Origin of the sequence: Dactylosporangium sp. NPDC051541 (genome assembly GCF_044454505.1) — a bacterium.
GTDB lineage: Bacteria > Actinomycetota > Actinomycetes > Mycobacteriales > Micromonosporaceae > Dactylosporangium.
The window spans coordinates 123,833-142,299 of record NZ_JBITDU010000018.1 but is presented as its reverse complement, the minus strand read 5'-3'; the positions used below and the strand labels follow the sequence as shown (position 1 = coordinate 142,299).

Here is an 18,467-nt window from a genome sequence, read left to right as displayed (position 1 = left end):
AGGAGCCCCGCCGATGACCGCGCCGCTGCACACTCCGTCCGCCCAGCCCGGCAACCTGGTCGACCCGTACCGGGCCTACAACTTCAAGCTCCTCATCAACAACGTCACCGAGGGCCACTTCACGGAGGTGACCGGCCTCGGCGTGAAGATCGAACGCATCTCGTACCGCGAGGCCGGCAACAACAGCATCGTCCGCGCCATCCCGAGCCGCGTCACCTACCCACCGGTCACGCTCCGGTTCGGCCTGACCAACTCGGCCGACCTGTGGGACTGGCTGATGACCGCCGTCGAGGGCCGCGTCAACCGCCGCAACGTCTCGATCGTCGTCCTGGACTCGTCGGGGTCCACGGAGGCGATCCGCTGGAACCTGCTCAACGCGTGGCCCCAGGAGTGGTACGGCTCGCCGCTGGACGCGATGAGCCGGGAGCTGGCCATCGAGACGCTGACGCTGGCGCACGAGGGTCTGCAGCGGGAGGCCGGCGGTGGTCAGCCGCCGACTGCGTAGCGGCCTCGCCGGTCAGCTTCGCCGCGCGGCCGTCCACGCCCACCACGTCGCCGACGGCCTCGACCGGTTGGCCGCCCGCCTGGCCGCTTCCACTCCACCGTCACCGTCACCGCCGCCGCCGCCGTCGCCCTCGGTCCTGGACCCGCTGTTTCGGCTCGAACCAGAGCCGGACCCGCAACCGGACGACGCGTTCGCGGACTGCGCGGGGCCGCCCGAACCGTTCGACAGCACGGCTCGTGACCCGGGCGAACCGTCCAACGGCACGCACCGCGCTCCACGCGGTCCGCTCGTGGGCGCGGCCGACACCGCTCCGCGTGGACCGCTTGCCGACGCGCAGGATGCGTGCTCACGCGGCTCGGCCGCGCCCTGGCCCGACGGTGCGGTGCCAGGCCGCGCCGGTTCGAGCGCGGTGTCCGGCCGGGCGCCGCTCGCGGAGCCGATCGACTCGCCAGGCCACGTGTGGGGCGTCTCCACACACGGCCCGGACCGCCCCGCGCGGGACATCCCGGCGCATCGGCCCGGTGAGCCTCGGCTGGGTGGCCGGTCGGCGGGCGGTGACGAGCCGCCCTCGGGTTCCGGGTCTTCGGAGTGGCCGCGGCCGGCGGGTGCGCCGCGGCACTGGCTGGATGTGGTGAACCGTCGTGTGCCGTCGGCATCGAAGCCGGAGTCGGAGTCGGGCTTTGTGCTCGGCCCCAATGCTACCCCCACCACCGCACCCCCGGGATCCACAGTGGACCCGAATTGTACGCACGGCGAAGTGGCAGACATGAAGCGTGCGGCCGAGCGGGTCGGGCTGGAGGTGGCCGGTGGGGTGTGGCCGGAGCTGCCGGACGACGGCGGGCAGTTCGTGGTCGTCGCGCGGCCGCGGCGGCCGGAGCGGGATCGGTATCTGGACGAGGAACAGCGAGGACTGCCATGGAACGCGTAGCGTTCATCGTCGACGACACCGGCGAGCGGATCGACTGCCTGCTCAACCCCGAGACATTCGAGGTGCGGCGGCTGGCCGGGGTGCGGACCCCGGCGGCCGGGGCCGAGGCCATCGTCGGGCGGGGGCAGGGCGACGACCCGGTGCGGTTCACCGGGGGCGGGCGGACCGAGCTGCTCCTCGACATGGTGTTCGACGTCGGGCTGGTGGAGGCGGCGGGGGCGCCGCAGGACGTGCGGGTGCTCACCGCGCGGCTGTGGAACCTGGCCGAGAACACCGCGCACGAGCTCGGGGCCGGGCGGCCGCCGCTCATCCGGCTGGTCTGGGGCAAGGCGTGGAACGTGCCGTGTGTCGTGTCGGCGATCGCCGAGCGGTTCGACGCGTTCAACTCCGGCGGGGCGCCGGGACGGTCGTGGATCCGGTTGAAGCTGCTGCGGGTCGGGGAGCCGGCCGGCGCGAGCGCCTGCTCGTTCGACGAGGAGCTGACGCGCACGGCGACGGCGGCCGGGGACGGCGATCGACCGGCCGCGGTGGAAGCGATAGGCGGCGGGGGTCCTGTGCCCGGGCAGCCCGGCACCGCCCGGATCGACCTGCTCGCGGCGGATGCGCTCGGCAGCCCCATGCGGTGGCGGGAGCTGGCCGCGCACAACGGCGTCGACGATCCGCTCGCGGTGCCGGCGGGCACGGTCCTGGCAGTACCGTCGCCGGGGCTTCCGTCATGATCCCCGCGGTCGAGGTCCGGGCCGACGGCCACACACTGCCCGATGGCTGCCGGGTCCGAGCGGTCCGGGTGGCGCGGCGACTGTCACAGCCGGCGCAGTGCGAGCTCACCCTCCAGGACCCGCAGGGACGGGCGGTGGAACTGCTCGGGGCCGCGATCACGGTGCGGGTCGGCGGCGACGCGGAGGACCTGTTCGCCGGGGACGTGACCGGCGTCGATGTGGTCCGGGCGGCCGACGGGGAGGCCGGTTCACGGGTCGTGGCCTACGACGCCCTGCACCGGCTGCGCAAGCGGCAGACCCCGCGGTGCCTGGAGCACGTCGACGCGGCCGAGCTCGCGGAGGCGGTCGCGGCCGGGCTCGGTGTGACGGTCGACGCCGACGAGCGGGGCCCGCGCTTCGAGCGGGTGCTGCAACATCGGCAACGGGACCTGGAGCTGCTCACGACGACCCTGGCCCGGGTCGGGCTCTCCGTGGTCCTCGACGACCGCCGGCTCCGGCTGATCTCCACGCGCGGGCACGGCGAGCCGATCGTGCTGCAGTACGGCCGCGATCTGCACCGGGCCGAAATCTCGGCCAGCCTGGAGCGCGCCGCGGCCCGGTGCGAGGCGTCGGCCTGGCGGCCCCGGACGGCGGACCTGCTGACCGCGGCGGCGGAGCGGCCCGGCAGCGGACGGGACATCAAGCTCAGACCACAAAGCACAAGCGGCGGCGGGGGTACTGCCGGCACGCTGGCGCTGCTCGACACGTCCGCGGCGGACGTCGAGGAGCTGCGGGCGGTCGCGCAGGCGGCCCTGGACGTGAGCGATGCCCGGACCGTCGTGTTCGACGGCGTCGCGGCCGGCCGTCCGCGGCTGCGGGCCGGCGCGCGGGTCCGGGTCGACGGGGTCGCGGCGGCGCTCGACGGGACCTACGTCCTGACGGAGGTCGTGACCACCGTCGACGCCGACGGGTACCTCGCGACGCTCTCGAGCCGGCCGGCCGAACGGCCCGCCGATCGGGGCGGAGCCAGGCTGACGCTGGGCACCGTCACCGACGTCGCCGACCCCGACGGCTGCGGACGGGTCCGGGTCCGGCTCGGCGCGGTGGCCGGGCTCGACCTCGGCTGGCTGCCCGTGCTCACCCCGGGTGCCGGCGGCGGGCGCGGCCTGGTCGTGCTGCCCGACGTCGGGGACGCGGTGCTCGTCGCGCTGCCGCAGGACGCGTTCGGGGCCGCGGTCGTGCTCGGGTCGCTGTTCGGGGCCGCGGCCGCGCCGGACCGGGCCGGGGTCCGCGGCGGGCGGGTGCGGCGCTGGTCGCTGCGGACCGGGGCCGGGCAGTCGATCGTCGTCGACGACGACGACAAGTCGCTGCGGCTGGAGAACGACGCCGGGTCCTATGTGGAGCTCGGGCCGGACCTGCTGCGCCTGCACGCCGCGACCGACCTGGTGCTGGAGGCCCCCGGCCACGGCATCACCGTCAAGGCCGCCACCGTCGACTTCGAACACTCCACCGTGGACATTCCCGGAGGCCGGACGTGAAGATCGTGACGCTGGCCGCCGTGGTCCGGTGCGGCCACGACGGGCGGGTCGGCAACGCGGCGTCGCAGTCGTGGGTGCGGGCGCACGGCCGCCCGGTGCTCGTCGACGCCGACCCCGAGGGGCGGCCGATCGCCGGCTGCCCCAACATCGGCCCGACGATGAAGCCGTGCACCACGACCCTGGCCGTGAGCACCGGCTACAGCACCTGGCTGCGGATCGGCGGCCGGCGGATCGTGCTGGCGAGCCTGGACGGGCTGACCGACGGTACCGTGCCCGGCACGGTCCACTACACCGTCCGCGACCCGGGCCAGGGGATCGTGGAGGCCGGCGGATGAGCCGGGCCGTCCGCTTCCACGGCGCCGGCTCCGCGGGCCACGGCGGCGGCACCGGCCCGGCCGTCACCGCGGCCGGCTCGCTGTCCATGGTGGAGGGTGACGCGGCGGTCCGGCAGGCGATCCTGCTGCTGCTCGCCACCACCCCCGGCGAACGGCTGATGCGGCCCGAGTACGGCTGCCACCTGGACCGGCTGCTGTTCGCGCCCAACGACGACACGACCGCGGGCCTCGCCGTGCACTACGTGCGCCAGGCGATCCAGCGCTGGGAGCCGCGGGCCGACATCGTCGAGCTCGACGCCGCCGCCGACCCCGACATCGCCACCCGTCTCAACATCCGGCTGCGCTACCGGGTCCGGGCCACGGCCGCGCTGCACGCCGTCGAACTGGCCCTGGACCTCGCACCGACGTCACCTGGGAGCTGACCGCCATGAGCCTGCCCGCCCCGAACCTCGACGACCGCGGCTTCGCCGACCTCGTCCGCGACGCCCGCGAGCGCATCGCCCGGACCTGCCCCGAGTGGACCGACCTGTCCGTGCACGATCCCGGTATCACGTTCGTCGAGGCGTTCGCACACCTGACCGAGGTGCTGCTGTACCGGCTGAACCGCGTGCCCGAGAAGACGTACGTCGAGTTCCTGAACCTGCTCGGGGTGGCCCGGCGGCCCCCGGCCGCGGCGTGGACGGGGCTGCTGTTCGGCCGCAGCGGCGAGGACCGGCCGCGGGTGCTGATCCCGGCCGGGACCGCGGTGGCGGGGGCGGCCGGCGCCGAACCGCGGCCGGTGGTGTTCGTGACGACCGAGTCGGCCGAGCTGGCCGAGGGCGCCGCCGACGTGACCGTGCGCGGGCACCACTGCGAGGTCGTCGCCGGGGAGCTGCTCGGGCTCGGCACCGGACGGCCCGGGCAGGTCCTGCGCACCGCGCACGCGCCGCTGGTGACGACGACCGAGAGGTACGACGTCGTCCTCGGGGTCGAGATCCCGGCCGAGGCCGACGCCGCGGCGGCCCGGGACTTCGGCGGGCGGACGTTCGAGATCTGGCCGGCGGTGCCCGGGTTCGCCGGTGTCGCCGCCGACGCCCGCGTGTACCACCTGGACCGCAGCACCGGCACCGTCACGTTCGCCCCGGCGGTCGACGGCGACGGGGTGCCGGTGGCGGCGGTCCCGGCCGCGGGGCGGGAGGTGCGGATCTGGTACCGCACGGGCGGCGGACCGGCCGGCAACGTCGCCCCCGGCACCCTCACCGCGCTGCGCACCCCGATCCCCGGCGTGACCGTCACCAACCCGCGGGCGGCCGTCGGCGGGCGGGCGCTGGAGCCGATCGAGACCGCCCTCACCCGCGGCCCCCACGAGTTCTTCGCCCTGCGCCGCGCCGTCACCGCCCGCGACTTCGAGCTCCTCGCGACCGCCGCGTCCCCGGCCGTCGCCCGGGCCACCGCGTTCACCCGCAGCGCCAAGTGGGCGTTCGCCCGGCCCGGCGAGGTCGAGGTGGTGCTCGTGCCGCACGTCGGCGCCGAGTCGCGGCCCGGCGGGCGGCTGCCGATGGCGGCGCTGCTGGCGCTGCAGACCGAGGACGTCCGGGCGCAGACCCAGGCCGACCTCGACACCCGGCGGGCGCTCGGCACGCGGGTCCTGGCCGGGTGGGCGCGGTACAAGCCGGTCTCGGTCCGGGGCAAGGTCGTCGTCGGCCCGCACGAGGACCCCGACGCGGTCCGGCGCCGGATCTACGACCGGCTCTACGGCACCATCAGCCCGCTGCCGACCCCGTTCAGCCAGGCGGGCTGGGCGTTCGGCGAGCCGTTGCGGGCGTCCACGGTGTATCGGCTGCTGGAGCAGGGCGAGCCGGGCGTGCGGTACGTCGACGAGGTCCGCTTCGTGCTCGACGAGGCGCCCGACGGGGCCGTGCGGGCCGTCGCGGCCGACCGGTATCAGCCCGACACCTGCTACGCGGGCGCCGGCGAGCTGCTCTTCCGCTCCACCAACGGCGGGGACGGCTGGGAGACCGTCGGGCGGTTCCCGGGGGAGGACGTGCGGTCGGTGACCGTCGCGGCCGCCGCCGATCGGCCCGGGATCGTCGCCCGGCCCGGGCACCTGGCGGTGGTGACCCGCGACCAGGACGGCGGGTCGGTGCTGCGGATCTCCGCGGACCTGGGGGAGACGTGGACGCTCGTCGCCGCGCTCGAGCCGGCCGTCGCCGACGTGGCCTGGATCGACCGGGAAGGGGCGGCGGCCCTGCTGCTGGCCACCGATGCCGGGCTCTACTCGGTGGCGGCGCAGGCGGGCGCGGTACCGCTGCAGATTTTGGTTGATCCGGCCGACCCCGACAAAGGTTTCGCCGGGGTGCGGGCCTTCGTCTCCGAACGGGGGGTGCACGGCGTCGCCGTCGCCGCTCAGGCCCAGCAGGGGGTCTACCTGTCGGTGCTCGGCGGCGCGGCCGGCTCGTTCACGCACGTCGGGCTGCGCAACGTCGACGCCCGCGCACTCGAGGTCCAGCTCGACGGGCCGGCCACCGTGCTGTGGGTCGGCGCCGGCGAGCCCGACGGCAACAAGCCCGGGCAGGGCTGCTACCGGGCCCGGCTGTTCGAGGCCAGCGTGCAGTGGGAGCGCATCAACGCCGGCTGGACCGGCGGCACCTGCTGGGACATCGCGTTCGACGGGCCGGCCGCGCTCGCCGCGACGCAGAGCGGCGGGGTCATGCGCCTCGACGCCGCCGCGCAGAGCCCGCAGTGGCAGGCGGCGAGCGTCAACTGCGGCCTGCCGCTGCGGGACCGGACCCGGTTCAACCCGGTGACGTCCCTCGCCGTCGGCGGCCCCGGCGGGCACCGGGGCCGGGTGCTGGCCGGGACCGGTAACGGCGCCTATCGGACCGACGACGGCGCGGCCTGGATCCAGACTGCCGGCCGCGAGGTCAAGCAAGCGGTGACGGTACCGGCGACGTGGCTGCTCTGCTCGGGCGAGCACGACATCGAAGTGGTCCGGGCCGATGCGGCGGGCTGACATCGAGCGGCTGCTGCCGGCCGTGTACCAGCGGGCCGCCGCCGCGGGCGGGCCCCTCGCCGCGCTGCTGGACGTCATGGAGGGGATGCACGAGCCGGTCGAGCGGCGGCTGGCCGCGGTCGATGACCTCGTCGCGCCGTACCGCACGCCGGACGCGTTCCTGCCGTACCTGCTGGGCTGGCTGGCGATGGACCACATCGGACGGTCGCTGCCGCCCGGCCGCCAGCGGGACCTCGCCGCGCGGGCCGGCGACCTGGCCCGGGCCCGCGGCACCGCCGCCGGGCTCAGCGCCCTGCTCAGCACCGTCACCGGCGTCGCCGGCTTCGCGATCGACGAGCCCGCCGACCGCCCCTTCCACATCGTCGTGCGGGTGCCGGCCGCCGCGCGCGACCAGCTGCCCCTGATCCGGATGGCCGTCGCGCTGGAGAAGCCGGCCGCGGTCACCGCGGAAGTTCTCGAGGAGGAGTAAAGCATGTCCACCAACTGGGTGGTCACCACCGCCGCGGAGCGGGTCGCGCTCGACGACGCCAAGCGCGGGGAGACCACGTTCACCGTCACCAACCCCGCCGCCCGGGCCGACCGGGCCGTGTTCCAGGTCGTCCCCGGCGAGGGCGCCGACCCGGCCTGGTTCACCGTCGACCAGCCGCAGCGGCAGGTCCCGGCCAGCGGCTCGACCTCGTTCCTGCTCGGCGTCCAGGTGCCCGCCGGTGCCACCCCCGGCACCTACGAGGTCCGCGGCCGGGTGTACTCAGCCAGCGAGGCGCCCGAGGAGTCCTCGGTGCTGAGCAACCGGATCGTCTTCGACGTCGCCGCCCCGGCCGCGCCGCCACCGCGGAAGATTCCACTGTGGATTCTGCTCGTCGCGGCCGGGCTCGTCCTCATCACGGTCGTCACGGTCACGCTGGTGCTGACCCTCGGCGGCGGCGAGGCCCAGCAGGCGCGGCCGCAGCCGTCGGCACCGGCACCCGCGTCCGGCCTGGTCGAGGTGCCCAAGGTGGTCGAGTACAACGAGGCCAACGCGGGGGTCCTGCTGCGCGGCAAGGGTCTCGTCCCCGGCGCCGTCAAGTATCGGCTCGACCTCGACCACGTCGGCAACATCGTCGAGCAGAATCCCCCCGCCGGGGCCAAGGCCGAGGTGGGCTCCAAGGTGGACCTCGTCGTCGCGGTGCGGCTCACCGCGCCGAACCTGAAGACCCCCATCGACGCCAAGATCAGCATCAAGGGCAAGGCCACGCTGCAGTGGGAGCAGAACGAGCCCTACGTCACCCACTGGCTGGTCGTCTACGCGCCGGTGGTGTGCTACCACAACACCCCCTCCGCCGTCCCGGCCTGCGGCCCCCTCGGCGTGAACCCCGTGCGGGTCGACGCCCGATCCGCCGTTCCGCCGGTGCAGCCGGCGTTCATCCAGGTGGTCGGGTCCTCCACCGGGGCCTTCCTCACCAACGACGGCAACTTCCGGTGGTACGTCGCGGCGGTCGACGACTTCGACCAGCCGGGCCCGATCAGCGTTTCTGCGGGCGCGCAGATGGTGGCCTGACATGGGCGCGTTCAGGCTCACCCGGCCGCGCATCGCGATCCTCGTCCTGGTCCTCATCGCCGTGCTGTATGTGCTGTCCGCGGTCAACCACACCGGCGGCGACGCCGCGGCCCTGCGCCGGCCCGGCGGGTTCGTCGGCTGGCTCGGGCACCACTTCGGCGGCACGCCCGACGCCGACCGGGCCGACCTCGCCGCCCCGTGCCTGCAGCAGGAGAGGCTCACCGTGACCAACGGCACCTGCACCCTCACCGTCGCCAAGGCCGACGTGGACCACCGCAACGTCCGGCTGCGCAGCGACAGCGCCGTCGCCGTCCAGGCCCCCGCCCCCGGCCGCGACACCATCGTGCGCAGCGACGTCGAGGCCGGGTCCACCGTCAGCGTCGCCGTCGGCTCGTCCGGCGCCGCCATCGACGTCATCTGCGCCGGCGCGCGGACCTGCGTGCTGACGCTGGTGACGGGGGAGTGACGGCGGTGAACACCGAGCGGCTGCGCACCCCGTTCTTCCTCATCGCCCTCGTCGCGATGGCCCTCGTCGTCGCCGTCGAGCTCGGCGAGCATCTCATCGTCGGCGGGTTCGACGCCGGGTCCGCCCTCACCGAGCAGGCGGCCGGGGCCGGGCTCCAGGTGCCGGCCGGCGGGCCGGTCGAGCGGCCGGCCGGGCTCGGGGTGCCGTACCTCGCCCTGGTCGACGTCACCGCCCTGTTCACGGTCGCGCTGATGGCCGCCGGGCTGCTGGTGCCGGCGAAGATTCAGGGCCGCCTGCAGGGGATCGTGACCCTGGTCTTCGCCGTGCTCCTGCTGCTCGCCGCGGCCGGGCTGCTGGTGCTGGCGATCGCGAAGGTGATCCTCATGGTGACGCTGCTGCTGGCGTTCCCGTTCGGGACGATCGCCTATCTCATCGGCTTCGGCTTCTTCCCCCGCGGTACCGCCATCGTCATCCTGTCGTTGCTCATGTTCCTAAAGTTCGTCTTCGCCGGTGCGCTGGCGGCCGCGCAGCAGCGCTTCCTGCAGAACAAGGGCCTCGTCGCGCTCGTGCTGACGTCGCTGCTGTGCACCGTGGTGGTCAGCTTCCTGCACGGCGTGGTCCCCGGCGTGCTGGTGAGCATCACCGACGCGGTCGCCGCCATCGTCTGCGCCGCCGCCGCCATCGTGTGGGCGATAGTCCTGCTGATCGGCGCCGTAGTAGCCATAGTCACAGCCGCCCGAGCCACCGCCGACGAGGCCCGCTCCAAGGCCCGGCCAGCAGCCGCATAGATGTTGCCGAACATCAACCTCGACTGTCACCGAACAAATTCCGCGACCCCAGCCTGTCCCTGCTTCGGTCGCCGGTGATGCCGCTGCCGTCGCCGCTGTTGGGTCCTTGTCCCGGTTCCGCGACCTGCGGGTGCGGTGCAGGACGCGAGCGGGTTCGGGGGCGTCGGGTTCGGGGGCGTCGGGGCCGGGAGCGGTACCCACCAAAGCGGCACCGAAACAAACTCCGCGTGTGCATGCTGATCTCATGAGTTCGCTGGTGTCGCGGCTGCCTCGTGGGGCTCGGTTGTCTGACAGTTCACGGGCGGCCCGGCACGCTATCGTGGTGCGGCTGCTGTGGCTGCACGTGCCGGTCCTCGTCGTGCTGGGGCTCGCCGGGCCGATGGCCGCCTGGGAGGCGGTCGTCCTGCCGGCCGTCGTGGCCGGCACCGCCGTCGCCGCCGGGCTCACGGGCGGGCGGGTCGCGGACTCCCTCGCCAGCGCGGGGCTGATCGGCTGCACGCTCATCGCCGTCGAGCTGTCGGGCGGGGCGATCGAGGCGCACATCCACCTGTACGCCGTGCTCATCTTCGTGGCGCTGTATCAACGGTGGGCGCCGCTGATCAGTTCGGTGCTCATCGTGGTCGTGCACCACGGGGTGCTCGGGCTGTTCGCGTCGCAGCGGGTGTTCGGCATGGCGGGCATGTCGGCCGGCATGGCGCTGGGGCATGTGGCGGTGCACGCGGGGCTGCTGGTGCTCGAAGTCGTCGGCATCCTCGTGTTCTGGCACTTCGCGGAGCAGGTCGAGCGGGAGAACGAGCGGCTCGCGGCCGACGCCGCGGCCGAGCGGGAACGCACCGAGCGGGACGGGCGCCACGCCCGGGAGCGCGCGGCCGAGGACGACCGGGTGCGGGCCGACGCCGCCGCTGCCCGCACTCAGCAGGTCACCGCCGACGTGGCCGACATCGGCGATCAGGCCCGGGCCGCCATCGACGCCGTCAGCGCCGTCGACGCCGAGCTCAGCCAGTTGACCGGTGCGGTCCGTGAGGTCGCCACCCGCTCGGGGCAGGCGGCCGGGGCGGCGGCGAGCGGGCAGGAGACGGCCCGGTCGGCGGCGGAGAAGGTCCGCCGGCTCGAGCGGTCGGTGACCGAGATCGCCGACGTCAACGCGCTGATCGCCCAGCTCGCGGCCCAGACGAACCTGCTGGCCCTCAACGCGACGATCGAGGCCGCGCGCGCCGGTGAGCTGGGCAAGGGGTTCGCGGTCGTCGCCACCGAGGTGAAGGAGCTCGCGCAGCAGACCGCCGACTCCGTCGACCGGGTCAACACGGTGATCGCGGCGATCACGGAGGAGACGGAGGAGGTCGCCCGGACGTTCGCGTCCACGTCGAGCGCGGTCGACGAGATCCACACGCTCCAGCTCGACATCGCCGGCTCGGTCGAGCGCCAGGCCGCGACCCTGGGCTCGGTCGCCGAACAGCTCACCACCGCCACCGGCGCCGCACAGCAGGTCCTCAACGGCCTCGACCGCCTGGCGACCAGCGGCTGAGGACCACGGACCCGGCCGGCCGCCGCTCGATCCGAACGAGCCCGAACAGCCGCCGGTCAGGAGCCGGCCGCGGCCCGGATGGCGGTGACCGCGGCCGGGATGCCGCCGGACCACGGGGCGCCGTGGCCGGGCAGCAGCCACTTCGCGTCGATGCCGGCCAGCCGGTCGAGGGAGTCGAGGGCCTGCTGCGGCTCGTCGGTGAACGGCGCCGGCTGCGGCCCGACCCGGCCGGTCAGGACGTGGCGGGTGGTGAGGCCGTCGCCGACGAACACGGCGTCGGCGACCGGGACGTGGACGGCGATGCTGCCGGCGGAGTGGCCGGGCAGCGCGATGATCCGGGGAGCGCCGGGCAGGTCGAGCACATCGCCGTCGGCGACCGGGACGACCTCGGTCAGGTAGGTGGTGCGCAGGCCGCCCTTGCGGATCGTGTTCCACAGGAAGCCGGTCATGGGCAGCAGCTTCTTGCTGCCCCAGGAGTCGGGGCTGTACTTCTCCTCGCCGCGGGCCCGGGCGGCGTCGGCCGCGCCGATGTACACGGGCACGCCCTGTTCGCGGCGGAGGCGTTCGGCGAAGCCGATGTGGTCGGTGTCGCCGTGGGTGAGCACGACACCGCGGATGTCGGCGAGCGATCGGCCGATGGCGGTCAGCTCGCGCCGCAGGTCGTTCCAGTGCCCGGCCAGGCCGGCGTCGATGACGGTGATGCCTTCGTCGGTGACGACGAGGTACGCCGCCACGAGATCGTCGCCGATGCGGTGGAGATGCGGGCCAAGGTTTGTCATGATGGCTATGGTACGTAGCCATGATAGCTACGGTCAATAGCTATGGTGAGGAGCACACCGATGCCGACGCCCGATCGCACTTCGGTCGAGGAGATCGTCCAGGCCGGCCGCGACATCCTGGAGTCGGCCGGCCTGGAGGGGCTGACCATGCAGGCGGTCGCGGAACGGGTCAGGGTACGGCCGCCGTCGCTCTACAAGCGGGTCCGCAACCGGGAGGACCTGATCGGCCTGATCGTCGAGGCGACCGCCCACGACCTGGGCGCGGCCCTGACCGCGGTCGAGGCCGCGGGCGACGCCGGCACCGAGCTGACCGCGATGGCGCACGCGTTCCGGGCGTTCGCCCACCGCCGCCCGGCCGCGTTCGCGCTGATCTTCGCCCGGCGCGCCGACCCGGCCCGGCCGCCGATCGAGAAGCTGGCCGAGCTGGCCGCGCCGCTGCTGCGGGCGACCGCGAAGCTGGCCGGCGACGAGCACGCGCTCCCGGCCGCCCGCACCTTCACCGCGTGGGCCTACGGGTTCGTGACGATGGAGCTGGCCGGCGCGTTCAACCTCGGCGGTGACGTCGACGAGGCGTTCGAGTTCGGGGTCGCGAGCCTCACCAGGACGGCGACTCAGCTGTCCTGATAGCCGCAGATCTTCCAGTCGCCGTCCTCTTTGACGAGGGTGAGCGGCAGGTTGTTGGTCGACGTCTTGCTGCTGCTCTTGCTGGCCTTGATCGTGAACTGGGTGAAGACGGTCGCCGTGTCGCCGGAGACGGTCTCGCCGGTCACGTGCCAGTCGACGATCAGGTCGTTGTCCGACGGGTCATTGGTCGAGAGCTCCTTCTCGATCTTCGCGGCCTCGGACCTGCACAGGTACTTCTCGAGCTCGCCCTTGTTCGGATAGTCCTTCGTGGCCTCTTTGAGGTATGCCTCGACGACCTCGGTGGGCGTGCTGACGAAGAGCTTCTGGTAGGTGAAGTAGCCGCCGACGACGGCCAGGATGACCGCGAGCAGGGCCCCGCCGGCGATCAGCGCGACCTTCCCGCCGCGCTGCTGCGTGGGCGGCGGCGCCGGCAGCTGGGTGGCCCACGGCACCGCCGGCGGCCCATACGGCGGTGGGACCTGCCCATAGGGAACCCCGGACGTCGGCGGCCCGTAGGGCGGCGGTTGTCCATACGGCGGCTGCTGGCCGTAGGGTTGCTGGCCCTGGCCATAGGGCGGCTGCGGATCCGTCGGTCCCCCGGGGTACGTCACCACCGGATCTTATACAGCGATCTCACTGTCCGCTCAGGGCGGCAGAATCGCCGGGGTGGTGATCGTCGCGCCGTCCGGGCCCGGCCCCCACGTCACGCGCAGCGGCCCGGCCGGCAGGTCGGCGACCGTGAACCGGCCCACCGCGTCGGTCGTCCCGGACCAGGTGCCGTCGCGGTGGCGGATCCGCAGGGGCGCGGCGACCGGCCGGCTGACCTGGCCGGTCACGTGCAGGACACCGTCCTCCGCGGTCAGCTCCAGGTCGAGCACCGTGTCACCGGCACCGTAGCTGAGCATCCGGGAGCCGCCACCCGGACCGGCCCGCACCCCGGCCGCTTCCCCCGAGACGGCGCTGTCCAGCAGCAGGGCCGCGAGCGCGGCGTCCGGCGAACGCCAAGCCAGAAGCTCAGAAGCGGCCTGCAGCAATGGTACTGGCGGTGGGTCCACAGCCGTGTAGACGCGCGCGACCGCGGTGCCCAGGGCGTCGTCGTCGCTCGCCCCGATCATGGTGTGCTCCTCACCGGTTCGGTCCAGTCGCGGCCATCAGGCCGCGCAGCATGCCCAGGCAGCGGGCGCGGGTCGGGCCGATGCTGCCGACCGGGATGCCGAGGGCCGCGGCCAGCTCCGCGTAGCTCGGCACCGGGTCGGTGCCCATCGCCCGCAGCAGCCGCGAGCAGCGGTCCGGCAGCCGGCGGACGGCCTGCCACAGCAGCCGGTCCTCCTCGGCCCGCAGCACCGTCTCCTCCGGCAGGTCGGACGTCGAGCGCACGGCGGCCATGTGCTCGTCGAGGTCGGTCGGCGACTCGCGGCCGCGGCGGCGCAGCACGTCGATGGCCTCGTTGCGGGCCGTCGTGGCCAGCCAGGCGCCGAGGCCCGCGCCGTCGCGGATCTGGTGCAGCTTCTCCACCAGCCGGAACCAGGTCGCCTGGAACACGTCCGCGGCGTCGGCGTCGGCCAGCCGGAAGCTGCGGGCGGTGGCCCAGACCAGGCCGGAGTAGCGGGCCACGAGGGAGTCCCAGGCCCGCTGATCCCCGTCGGACGCCTCGATCAGCGCGATCGTCGGATCGAATGTCGTCACGAGATGGCAGGGTACCCGGCGAAGCTGCGCACGGCGCCGGACCGTACCTGTTTCGCCGCCGCCACCACGCCACCGGGCTGGGCGGCGTCGGCGATCGCGGCCACGACGTGCGGCGTCGCGAACGAGGTGCCGCTCCAGGCGGCCCAGCCGGTGCTGAAGTCGGGGTGGTTGATGTAGGTGCTGACCACGTCGGCGCCGGGGGCCGCGATGTTGACCCAGGGCCCGGTGTTGCTCCACGGGCACACGGCCCGGCCGTCGTGCGCGGCCACGGCCAGAACCTGGTCCTTCCACGGCAGGTCGGTGCCGGCGAACGCGGCCGGCCAGAACGCGGGGCCGGCCTGGCCGTCGTTGCCCGCGGCGGCGACGGCGAGCCGGTCCCGGCCGGACAGGAACCGGTCCAGGGCCACCCGCAGCAGCACCGGCGGCCGGTCGTCGACCGTGTAGGCACCGAGGGACAGGTTCAGGATGTCCGCATCGTCCAGCTTCGCGATTTTGCGCGCCAGATCCAATTCGGTGCCGACGCCGAACGAGTCCAGCACCTTGACAATGCGGACCCGCGCGCGGCTCGTCCCTTGCAGGACCACACCGGCGATGAAGTTGGCGTGGCCGACGTCAGAGTCGATCACCGAGTCGCGGTCGGCGTCGACGTTGGTCTCGTAGTCCGAGTCCCCGACCGCGTATCGGCTGGCCGGGAGCGGGCTGTCGGCCCACACGCCGGTGTCCATGACGACGACCCGGACCGGAGCGTCCGTCCCGGCGGCGGCGAGGGCGGCGGCGGTGCTCATCACCGGCCGGCCGAACGGGCCGCCCTGCTCGTAGGGCGAGCCGAGCAGCACGTGGTTGGGGCCGACCGGGACGTCACCGACCCGCTCGCGGACCCGGCGGGCGGCCCGCAGGACGTCGAGGCCCTGTGCCCTGATTCGCCGTACCCCCGGAAGCGGCTCGTCCTCGACGAGATCCCCGGAACCCTTGCCCTGCGCGGAGATCGCGCTGCGGGCGTCGTCGTAGTTGGCGTCCACGGCCAGCAGTTCGCCGCTGACGTACCGGACCGGCCGCGCGCCCGCACCCTCCGTGGCCAGCCAGGGCAGCGCCGCGAGATGCGCCGCGCGGCGGGCCTGCCAGCGTTCCAACCGTCGGTCCACGGCTCCTCCTCCATGTCGTTCGGGTACGAGTGGATGACCGGCCCGATCATCCGATCGATACGTCGGGTAGGCGACAGTCGCCGCCGGTGGCAGGATCGGCGCTGTGACCGACGCCGCCGAACCGCTCGCGCTGGCGGCACGGGCGATCGAGGCCGCGGCCGGCGACCCGCGACGGGCGCGGACGCTCGCCGAGTCGGCCGTGGCGGCCGCACGCCGGGCCCGGGACCCGGAGGCGCTGTCGATGGCGCACCGGGCGGCCGGGCTCGCCGCCCGCGCATCGTACGACGCCGGCGCCGCGGCCCGGCACCTCCGCAAGGCGGTATCCGTGGCCACCCGACACGATCGGGCTACGCCGGCCGCCGAGGCGCGGATGAGCCTGGCCCTGGTCCTCGAGGAGCTGGGCCGCCCGGCCGCCGCCGTCCGGGAGATCGACGTGGCCCTGGGCGGGCTGCGCGGCCTGCGCCGAGCCCGGGCGGTCATGCAGCGGGCCGTGATCCTGCGCCGGCTCGGCCGCGACGACGAGGCGCTGGCCGGCTACGGGGCCGCGCTGCGGGTGTTCCGGCGGGCCGGCGACCGGCTGTGGCAGGCCCGGGCCCTGAACAACCGCGGCATCCTGCACGGGTACCACGGCAATCTGCGCCTGGCCCAGGCCGACCTCGACGCCGCCGCCGCGCTCTACGCCGAGCTGCACCTGCCGGTCGCCATCGCGCAGGTCGACCACAATCAGGGTTTCGTGGCCGCGCAGGCCGGCGACGTGCCCGAGGCCCTGGTCCGTTACGCGCGGGCGCGGGCGCGGCTCTCCCGGACCGGCCCCAGCCCCGTCGGCCTGCTCGACCTGGCCGAGGTGCTCCAGTCGGTGCGGCTCCTGCCGGAGGCGCAGCGGGCCGCGCAGGAGGCGCTCGACGCCTGCCGGGCCGGGCGGCTCGACGCGGTGCGGGGCGAGGCGGCGCTGCTGGTGGCCCGGATCGCCCTCGCCCGCGGCCGCGCGGACGAGGCCCGGGCGACGGCGCGGGCGGCCCGGCGCGCGTTCGGCCAGCAGGGTCGGCGGCTCCTGGTCCTGCGAGCCCTGGCGGTCGAGCTGTCGGCGCAGGTCGCGGCCGGGTCCGGGCACCGCGGCACCCTGCGCCGGCTGCAGGAGACGGCGGCCGCCCTGGCCCGGGCCGGATGGCTCATTCCGGCGTGGGAGGCCTGGCTCGATTCGGTGCATTTGGCGGTACTGCTCAATCGCCCGCAAGCCGCCGAAGCCGGACTGACCGGGGCCGCCGCGGCGTCGACCCGCGGCCCGGCGGCGCTGCGGGCCCGGCTGTGGCACCAGCGGGCCCTGGTCGCGGCGGCCGGCGGCGACGTGCCCGGCGCGATCCGGGCCGCGGACGCGGGCCTGGCCGAGTTCGAGGTGCACCGTTCGAGCCTCGGCGCCACCGAGCTGCGGGTGCGCAGCGGGGCCACGATCGCGGAGCTGGCCGAGTTTCGCCTGGGCCTGGCCGTCGCGCACGAAACCCCGGAGCGCCTGCTGGCCACCGCCCAGCGCACCTGCGCCGCGACGCTGTGGCTGCCCCCGGCCCGCCCCAGCGCCGACCAGGTCATCACCCGCGGCCTGGCGATGCTGCGCCGGGTGCACGCCGACCTGTCCGCGGCCCCGATCAGCGCGGCCCACTCCGGCCGGCTGATGCGCTGGCAGCACGACCTGGAGGCGCGCATCCGCACCCGGGCCTGGCAGGCACACGGCAGTACCGCCCCGGTCGCCGGCGCCATTCCCGGCCTGGACGAGCTGGCGGCCGCGCTCGGCCCGGCCGCCCTGGTCGACTTCGTCGCCGTCGGCGGCGTGCTGCACGCGCTCGTGGTCACCGACGGACGGGTCACCCACCGCCCCCTGGTCCCGCTAGCACCCTTGGTGGAGGAGCTCGGCGGCCTGCGGTTCGCGCAGCGGCGCCTGGTGATGGCCCGCGGGCACGCCGGTGCGGCCGCGGCCGCGGCTCAGCACGCGGCCGGCGTGCTCGACGCGGCCCTCCTGGCTCCCCTGGCCGACCTGATCGGCGACCGGGACCTGGTCCTGGCCCCGGTGACGCGCTTGCACGCGGTGCCGTGGGCGCTGCTGCCGAGCTGCCACGGCCGCCCCGTGCGGGTGGCGCCGTCGGCCGCGATGTGGTGGCGGGCGTACCGGACCCCGCCACCGACCGGCCCCGCGGTGCTCGTCGGCCCGTCCGACCCGCCACACGCCCGGGCCGAGGTCGCGCGGGTCGCCGAGTTCGTCCCCGGCTCCCGGGTCCTGGACGGCGAACGGGCCCGGACCACGGACGTCCTGGCCGCCCTGGACGGCGCCCGGATCGGCCACATCGCCTGCCACGGCGACTTCCGCAGCGACAACGCCCTGTTCTCGGCGCTACGCCTGACCGACGGCCCGCTGACCATCTACGACCTGTCCGCCCTCCGCACCGCTCCGGGTCTGCTGGTGCTGTCCGGCTGCGACACGGGCGTGTCGGCGGTACACCTGGGCGAGGAACTCCTGGGCCTGACCAGCGCTCTGCTGCAACTGGGCACCCGCACGGTCCTGGCGAGCACGGGCCCGGTCGACGACGAGGCCACGGCCGCGCTGATGAGCGACGTCCACAAACGCCTGGCCGCCGGCGCGACCGCAGCAACAGCCCTCTCCGCCGCCCAACTGTCCGCCGACCCCTCCCACCGCTACACGACGTCCGTCTTCACCTGCTTCGGCGCCTGACAAAACCCAACACCACCATCAAGCGACGCACCACCCACCACTCTCGGCGCCCACCACCCGTCACCCAGTCACCCGGCCACCCTCAGCGCCCAGCACGTGTCTTCCGCGACCACCACCAAGGTCAACGAGCCTTGCAGTGCCGGCGGACCAGCTCGCCTCCGATGCTGCGGCCCTTCGCTTGCTCTTGCGCTGAGGCCACTGGTGT

General features: G+C 74.6%; 19 protein-coding genes. 14 read left to right on the top strand and 5 right to left on the bottom strand.

The window, feature by feature from the left end; translation table 11 throughout:
- Positions 1-13: 13 nt before the first annotated feature.
- From ACIA8L_RS47380 to ACIA8L_RS47325, 12 genes are all read left to right on the top strand, one after another.
- A complete protein-coding gene (locus ACIA8L_RS47380; protein WP_395915449.1) occupies positions 14-505 on the top strand; it encodes a phage tail protein in 492 nt (163 codons plus the stop codon).
- A 766-nt stretch (positions 506-1,271) separates the two neighbouring features.
- A complete protein-coding gene (locus ACIA8L_RS47375) occupies positions 1,272-1,433 on the top strand; it encodes a hypothetical protein (RefSeq protein ID WP_395915448.1) in 162 nt (53 codons plus the stop codon).
- Positions 1,421-2,152, top strand: coding sequence for a hypothetical protein (locus ACIA8L_RS47370; protein WP_395915447.1), 732 nt, complete (start codon positions 1,421-1,423; stop codon positions 2,150-2,152). Before ACIA8L_RS47375 ends, ACIA8L_RS47370 begins: the two co-directional genes overlap by 13 nt.
- Positions 2,149-3,669, top strand: coding sequence for a phage baseplate assembly protein V (locus ACIA8L_RS47365; protein WP_395915445.1), 1,521 nt, complete (start codon positions 2,149-2,151; stop codon positions 3,667-3,669). Before ACIA8L_RS47370 ends, ACIA8L_RS47365 begins: the two co-directional genes overlap by 4 nt.
- Positions 3,666-4,004 (top strand): hypothetical protein, encoded by a 339-nt coding sequence (locus tag ACIA8L_RS47360; protein WP_395915444.1) that lies wholly within the window; start codon positions 3,666-3,668, stop codon positions 4,002-4,004. The genes ACIA8L_RS47365 and ACIA8L_RS47360 overlap by 4 nt, the downstream gene beginning before the upstream one ends.
- Positions 4,001-4,426 (top strand): GPW/gp25 family protein, encoded by a 426-nt coding sequence (locus tag ACIA8L_RS47355; protein WP_395915442.1) that lies wholly within the window; start codon positions 4,001-4,003, stop codon positions 4,424-4,426. Before ACIA8L_RS47360 ends, ACIA8L_RS47355 begins: the two co-directional genes overlap by 4 nt.
- A gap of 5 nt (positions 4,427-4,431) precedes the next feature.
- Positions 4,432-6,996, top strand: coding sequence for a putative baseplate assembly protein (locus ACIA8L_RS47350; RefSeq protein ID WP_395915441.1), 2,565 nt, complete (start codon positions 4,432-4,434; stop codon positions 6,994-6,996).
- On the top strand, positions 6,983-7,465 hold the full coding sequence (locus tag ACIA8L_RS47345) for a phage tail protein (RefSeq protein ID WP_395915439.1): 483 nt from the start codon (positions 6,983-6,985) through the stop codon (positions 7,463-7,465). The genes ACIA8L_RS47350 and ACIA8L_RS47345 overlap by 14 nt, the downstream gene beginning before the upstream one ends.
- 3 nt (positions 7,466-7,468) lie before the next feature.
- Positions 7,469-8,533: a PASTA domain-containing protein gene (locus ACIA8L_RS47340; RefSeq protein WP_395915437.1), complete on the top strand. Its 1,065-nt coding sequence runs from the start codon at positions 7,469-7,471 to the stop codon at positions 8,531-8,533.
- A 1-nt stretch (position 8,534) separates the two neighbouring features.
- Positions 8,535-8,999 (top strand): hypothetical protein, encoded by a 465-nt coding sequence (locus ACIA8L_RS47335; RefSeq protein ID WP_395915436.1) that lies wholly within the window; start codon positions 8,535-8,537, stop codon positions 8,997-8,999.
- A gap of 5 nt (positions 9,000-9,004) precedes the next feature.
- Positions 9,005-9,787 (top strand): hypothetical protein, encoded by a 783-nt coding sequence (locus ACIA8L_RS47330; protein WP_395915434.1) that lies wholly within the window; start codon positions 9,005-9,007, stop codon positions 9,785-9,787.
- A gap of 322 nt (positions 9,788-10,109) precedes the next feature.
- Positions 10,110-11,312, top strand: a complete 1,203-nt coding sequence (locus tag ACIA8L_RS47325; protein WP_395915432.1) for a methyl-accepting chemotaxis protein — start codon at positions 10,110-10,112, stop codon at positions 11,310-11,312.
- A 56-nt stretch (positions 11,313-11,368) separates the two neighbouring features.
- Here the strand turns inward: ACIA8L_RS47325 and ACIA8L_RS47320 are convergent, their stop codons facing one another.
- Complete coding sequence (locus tag ACIA8L_RS47320; protein ID WP_395915430.1) at positions 11,369-12,091, bottom strand: MBL fold metallo-hydrolase; 723 nt, start codon at positions 12,089-12,091, stop codon at positions 11,369-11,371.
- A 60-nt stretch (positions 12,092-12,151) separates the two neighbouring features.
- Here ACIA8L_RS47320 and ACIA8L_RS47315 point away from each other — a divergent pair, with 60 nt between their 5' ends.
- On the top strand, positions 12,152-12,715 hold the full coding sequence (locus ACIA8L_RS47315; RefSeq protein ID WP_395915429.1) for a TetR/AcrR family transcriptional regulator: 564 nt from the start codon (positions 12,152-12,154) through the stop codon (positions 12,713-12,715).
- Here the strand turns inward: ACIA8L_RS47315 and ACIA8L_RS47310 are convergent.
- From ACIA8L_RS47310 to ACIA8L_RS47295, 4 genes are read right to left on the bottom strand one after another with little or no spacing between them, the layout of a single operon-like run.
- Complete coding sequence (locus ACIA8L_RS47310; RefSeq protein WP_395915428.1) at positions 12,703-13,326, bottom strand: hypothetical protein; 624 nt, start codon at positions 13,324-13,326, stop codon at positions 12,703-12,705. The genes ACIA8L_RS47315 and ACIA8L_RS47310 overlap by 13 nt on opposite strands.
- Before the next feature lie 33 nt (positions 13,327-13,359).
- Positions 13,360-13,830 carry a hypothetical protein gene (locus tag ACIA8L_RS47305; RefSeq protein ID WP_395915426.1) on the bottom strand — a complete coding sequence of 157 codons (471 nt, stop codon included), beginning with the start codon at positions 13,828-13,830 and terminating at the stop codon, positions 13,360-13,362.
- A 10-nt stretch (positions 13,831-13,840) separates the two neighbouring features.
- Positions 13,841-14,401 (bottom strand): RNA polymerase sigma factor, encoded by a 561-nt coding sequence (locus ACIA8L_RS47300; protein ID WP_395915424.1) that lies wholly within the window; start codon positions 14,399-14,401, stop codon positions 13,841-13,843.
- Entirely contained in the window at positions 14,398-15,543 is a 1,146-nt protein-coding gene (locus tag ACIA8L_RS47295) for a S8 family peptidase (RefSeq protein WP_395915423.1), read from the bottom strand. Before ACIA8L_RS47295 ends, ACIA8L_RS47300 begins: the two co-directional genes overlap by 4 nt.
- Positions 15,544-15,646: 103 nt before the next feature.
- On the opposite strand from ACIA8L_RS47295, the gene ACIA8L_RS47290 reads away from it, so the two are divergent.
- Positions 15,647-18,262: a CHAT domain-containing protein gene (locus ACIA8L_RS47290; protein ID WP_395915421.1), complete on the top strand. Its 2,616-nt coding sequence runs from the start codon at positions 15,647-15,649 to the stop codon at positions 18,260-18,262.
- The last annotated feature ends 205 nt before the right edge of the window (positions 18,263-18,467 follow it).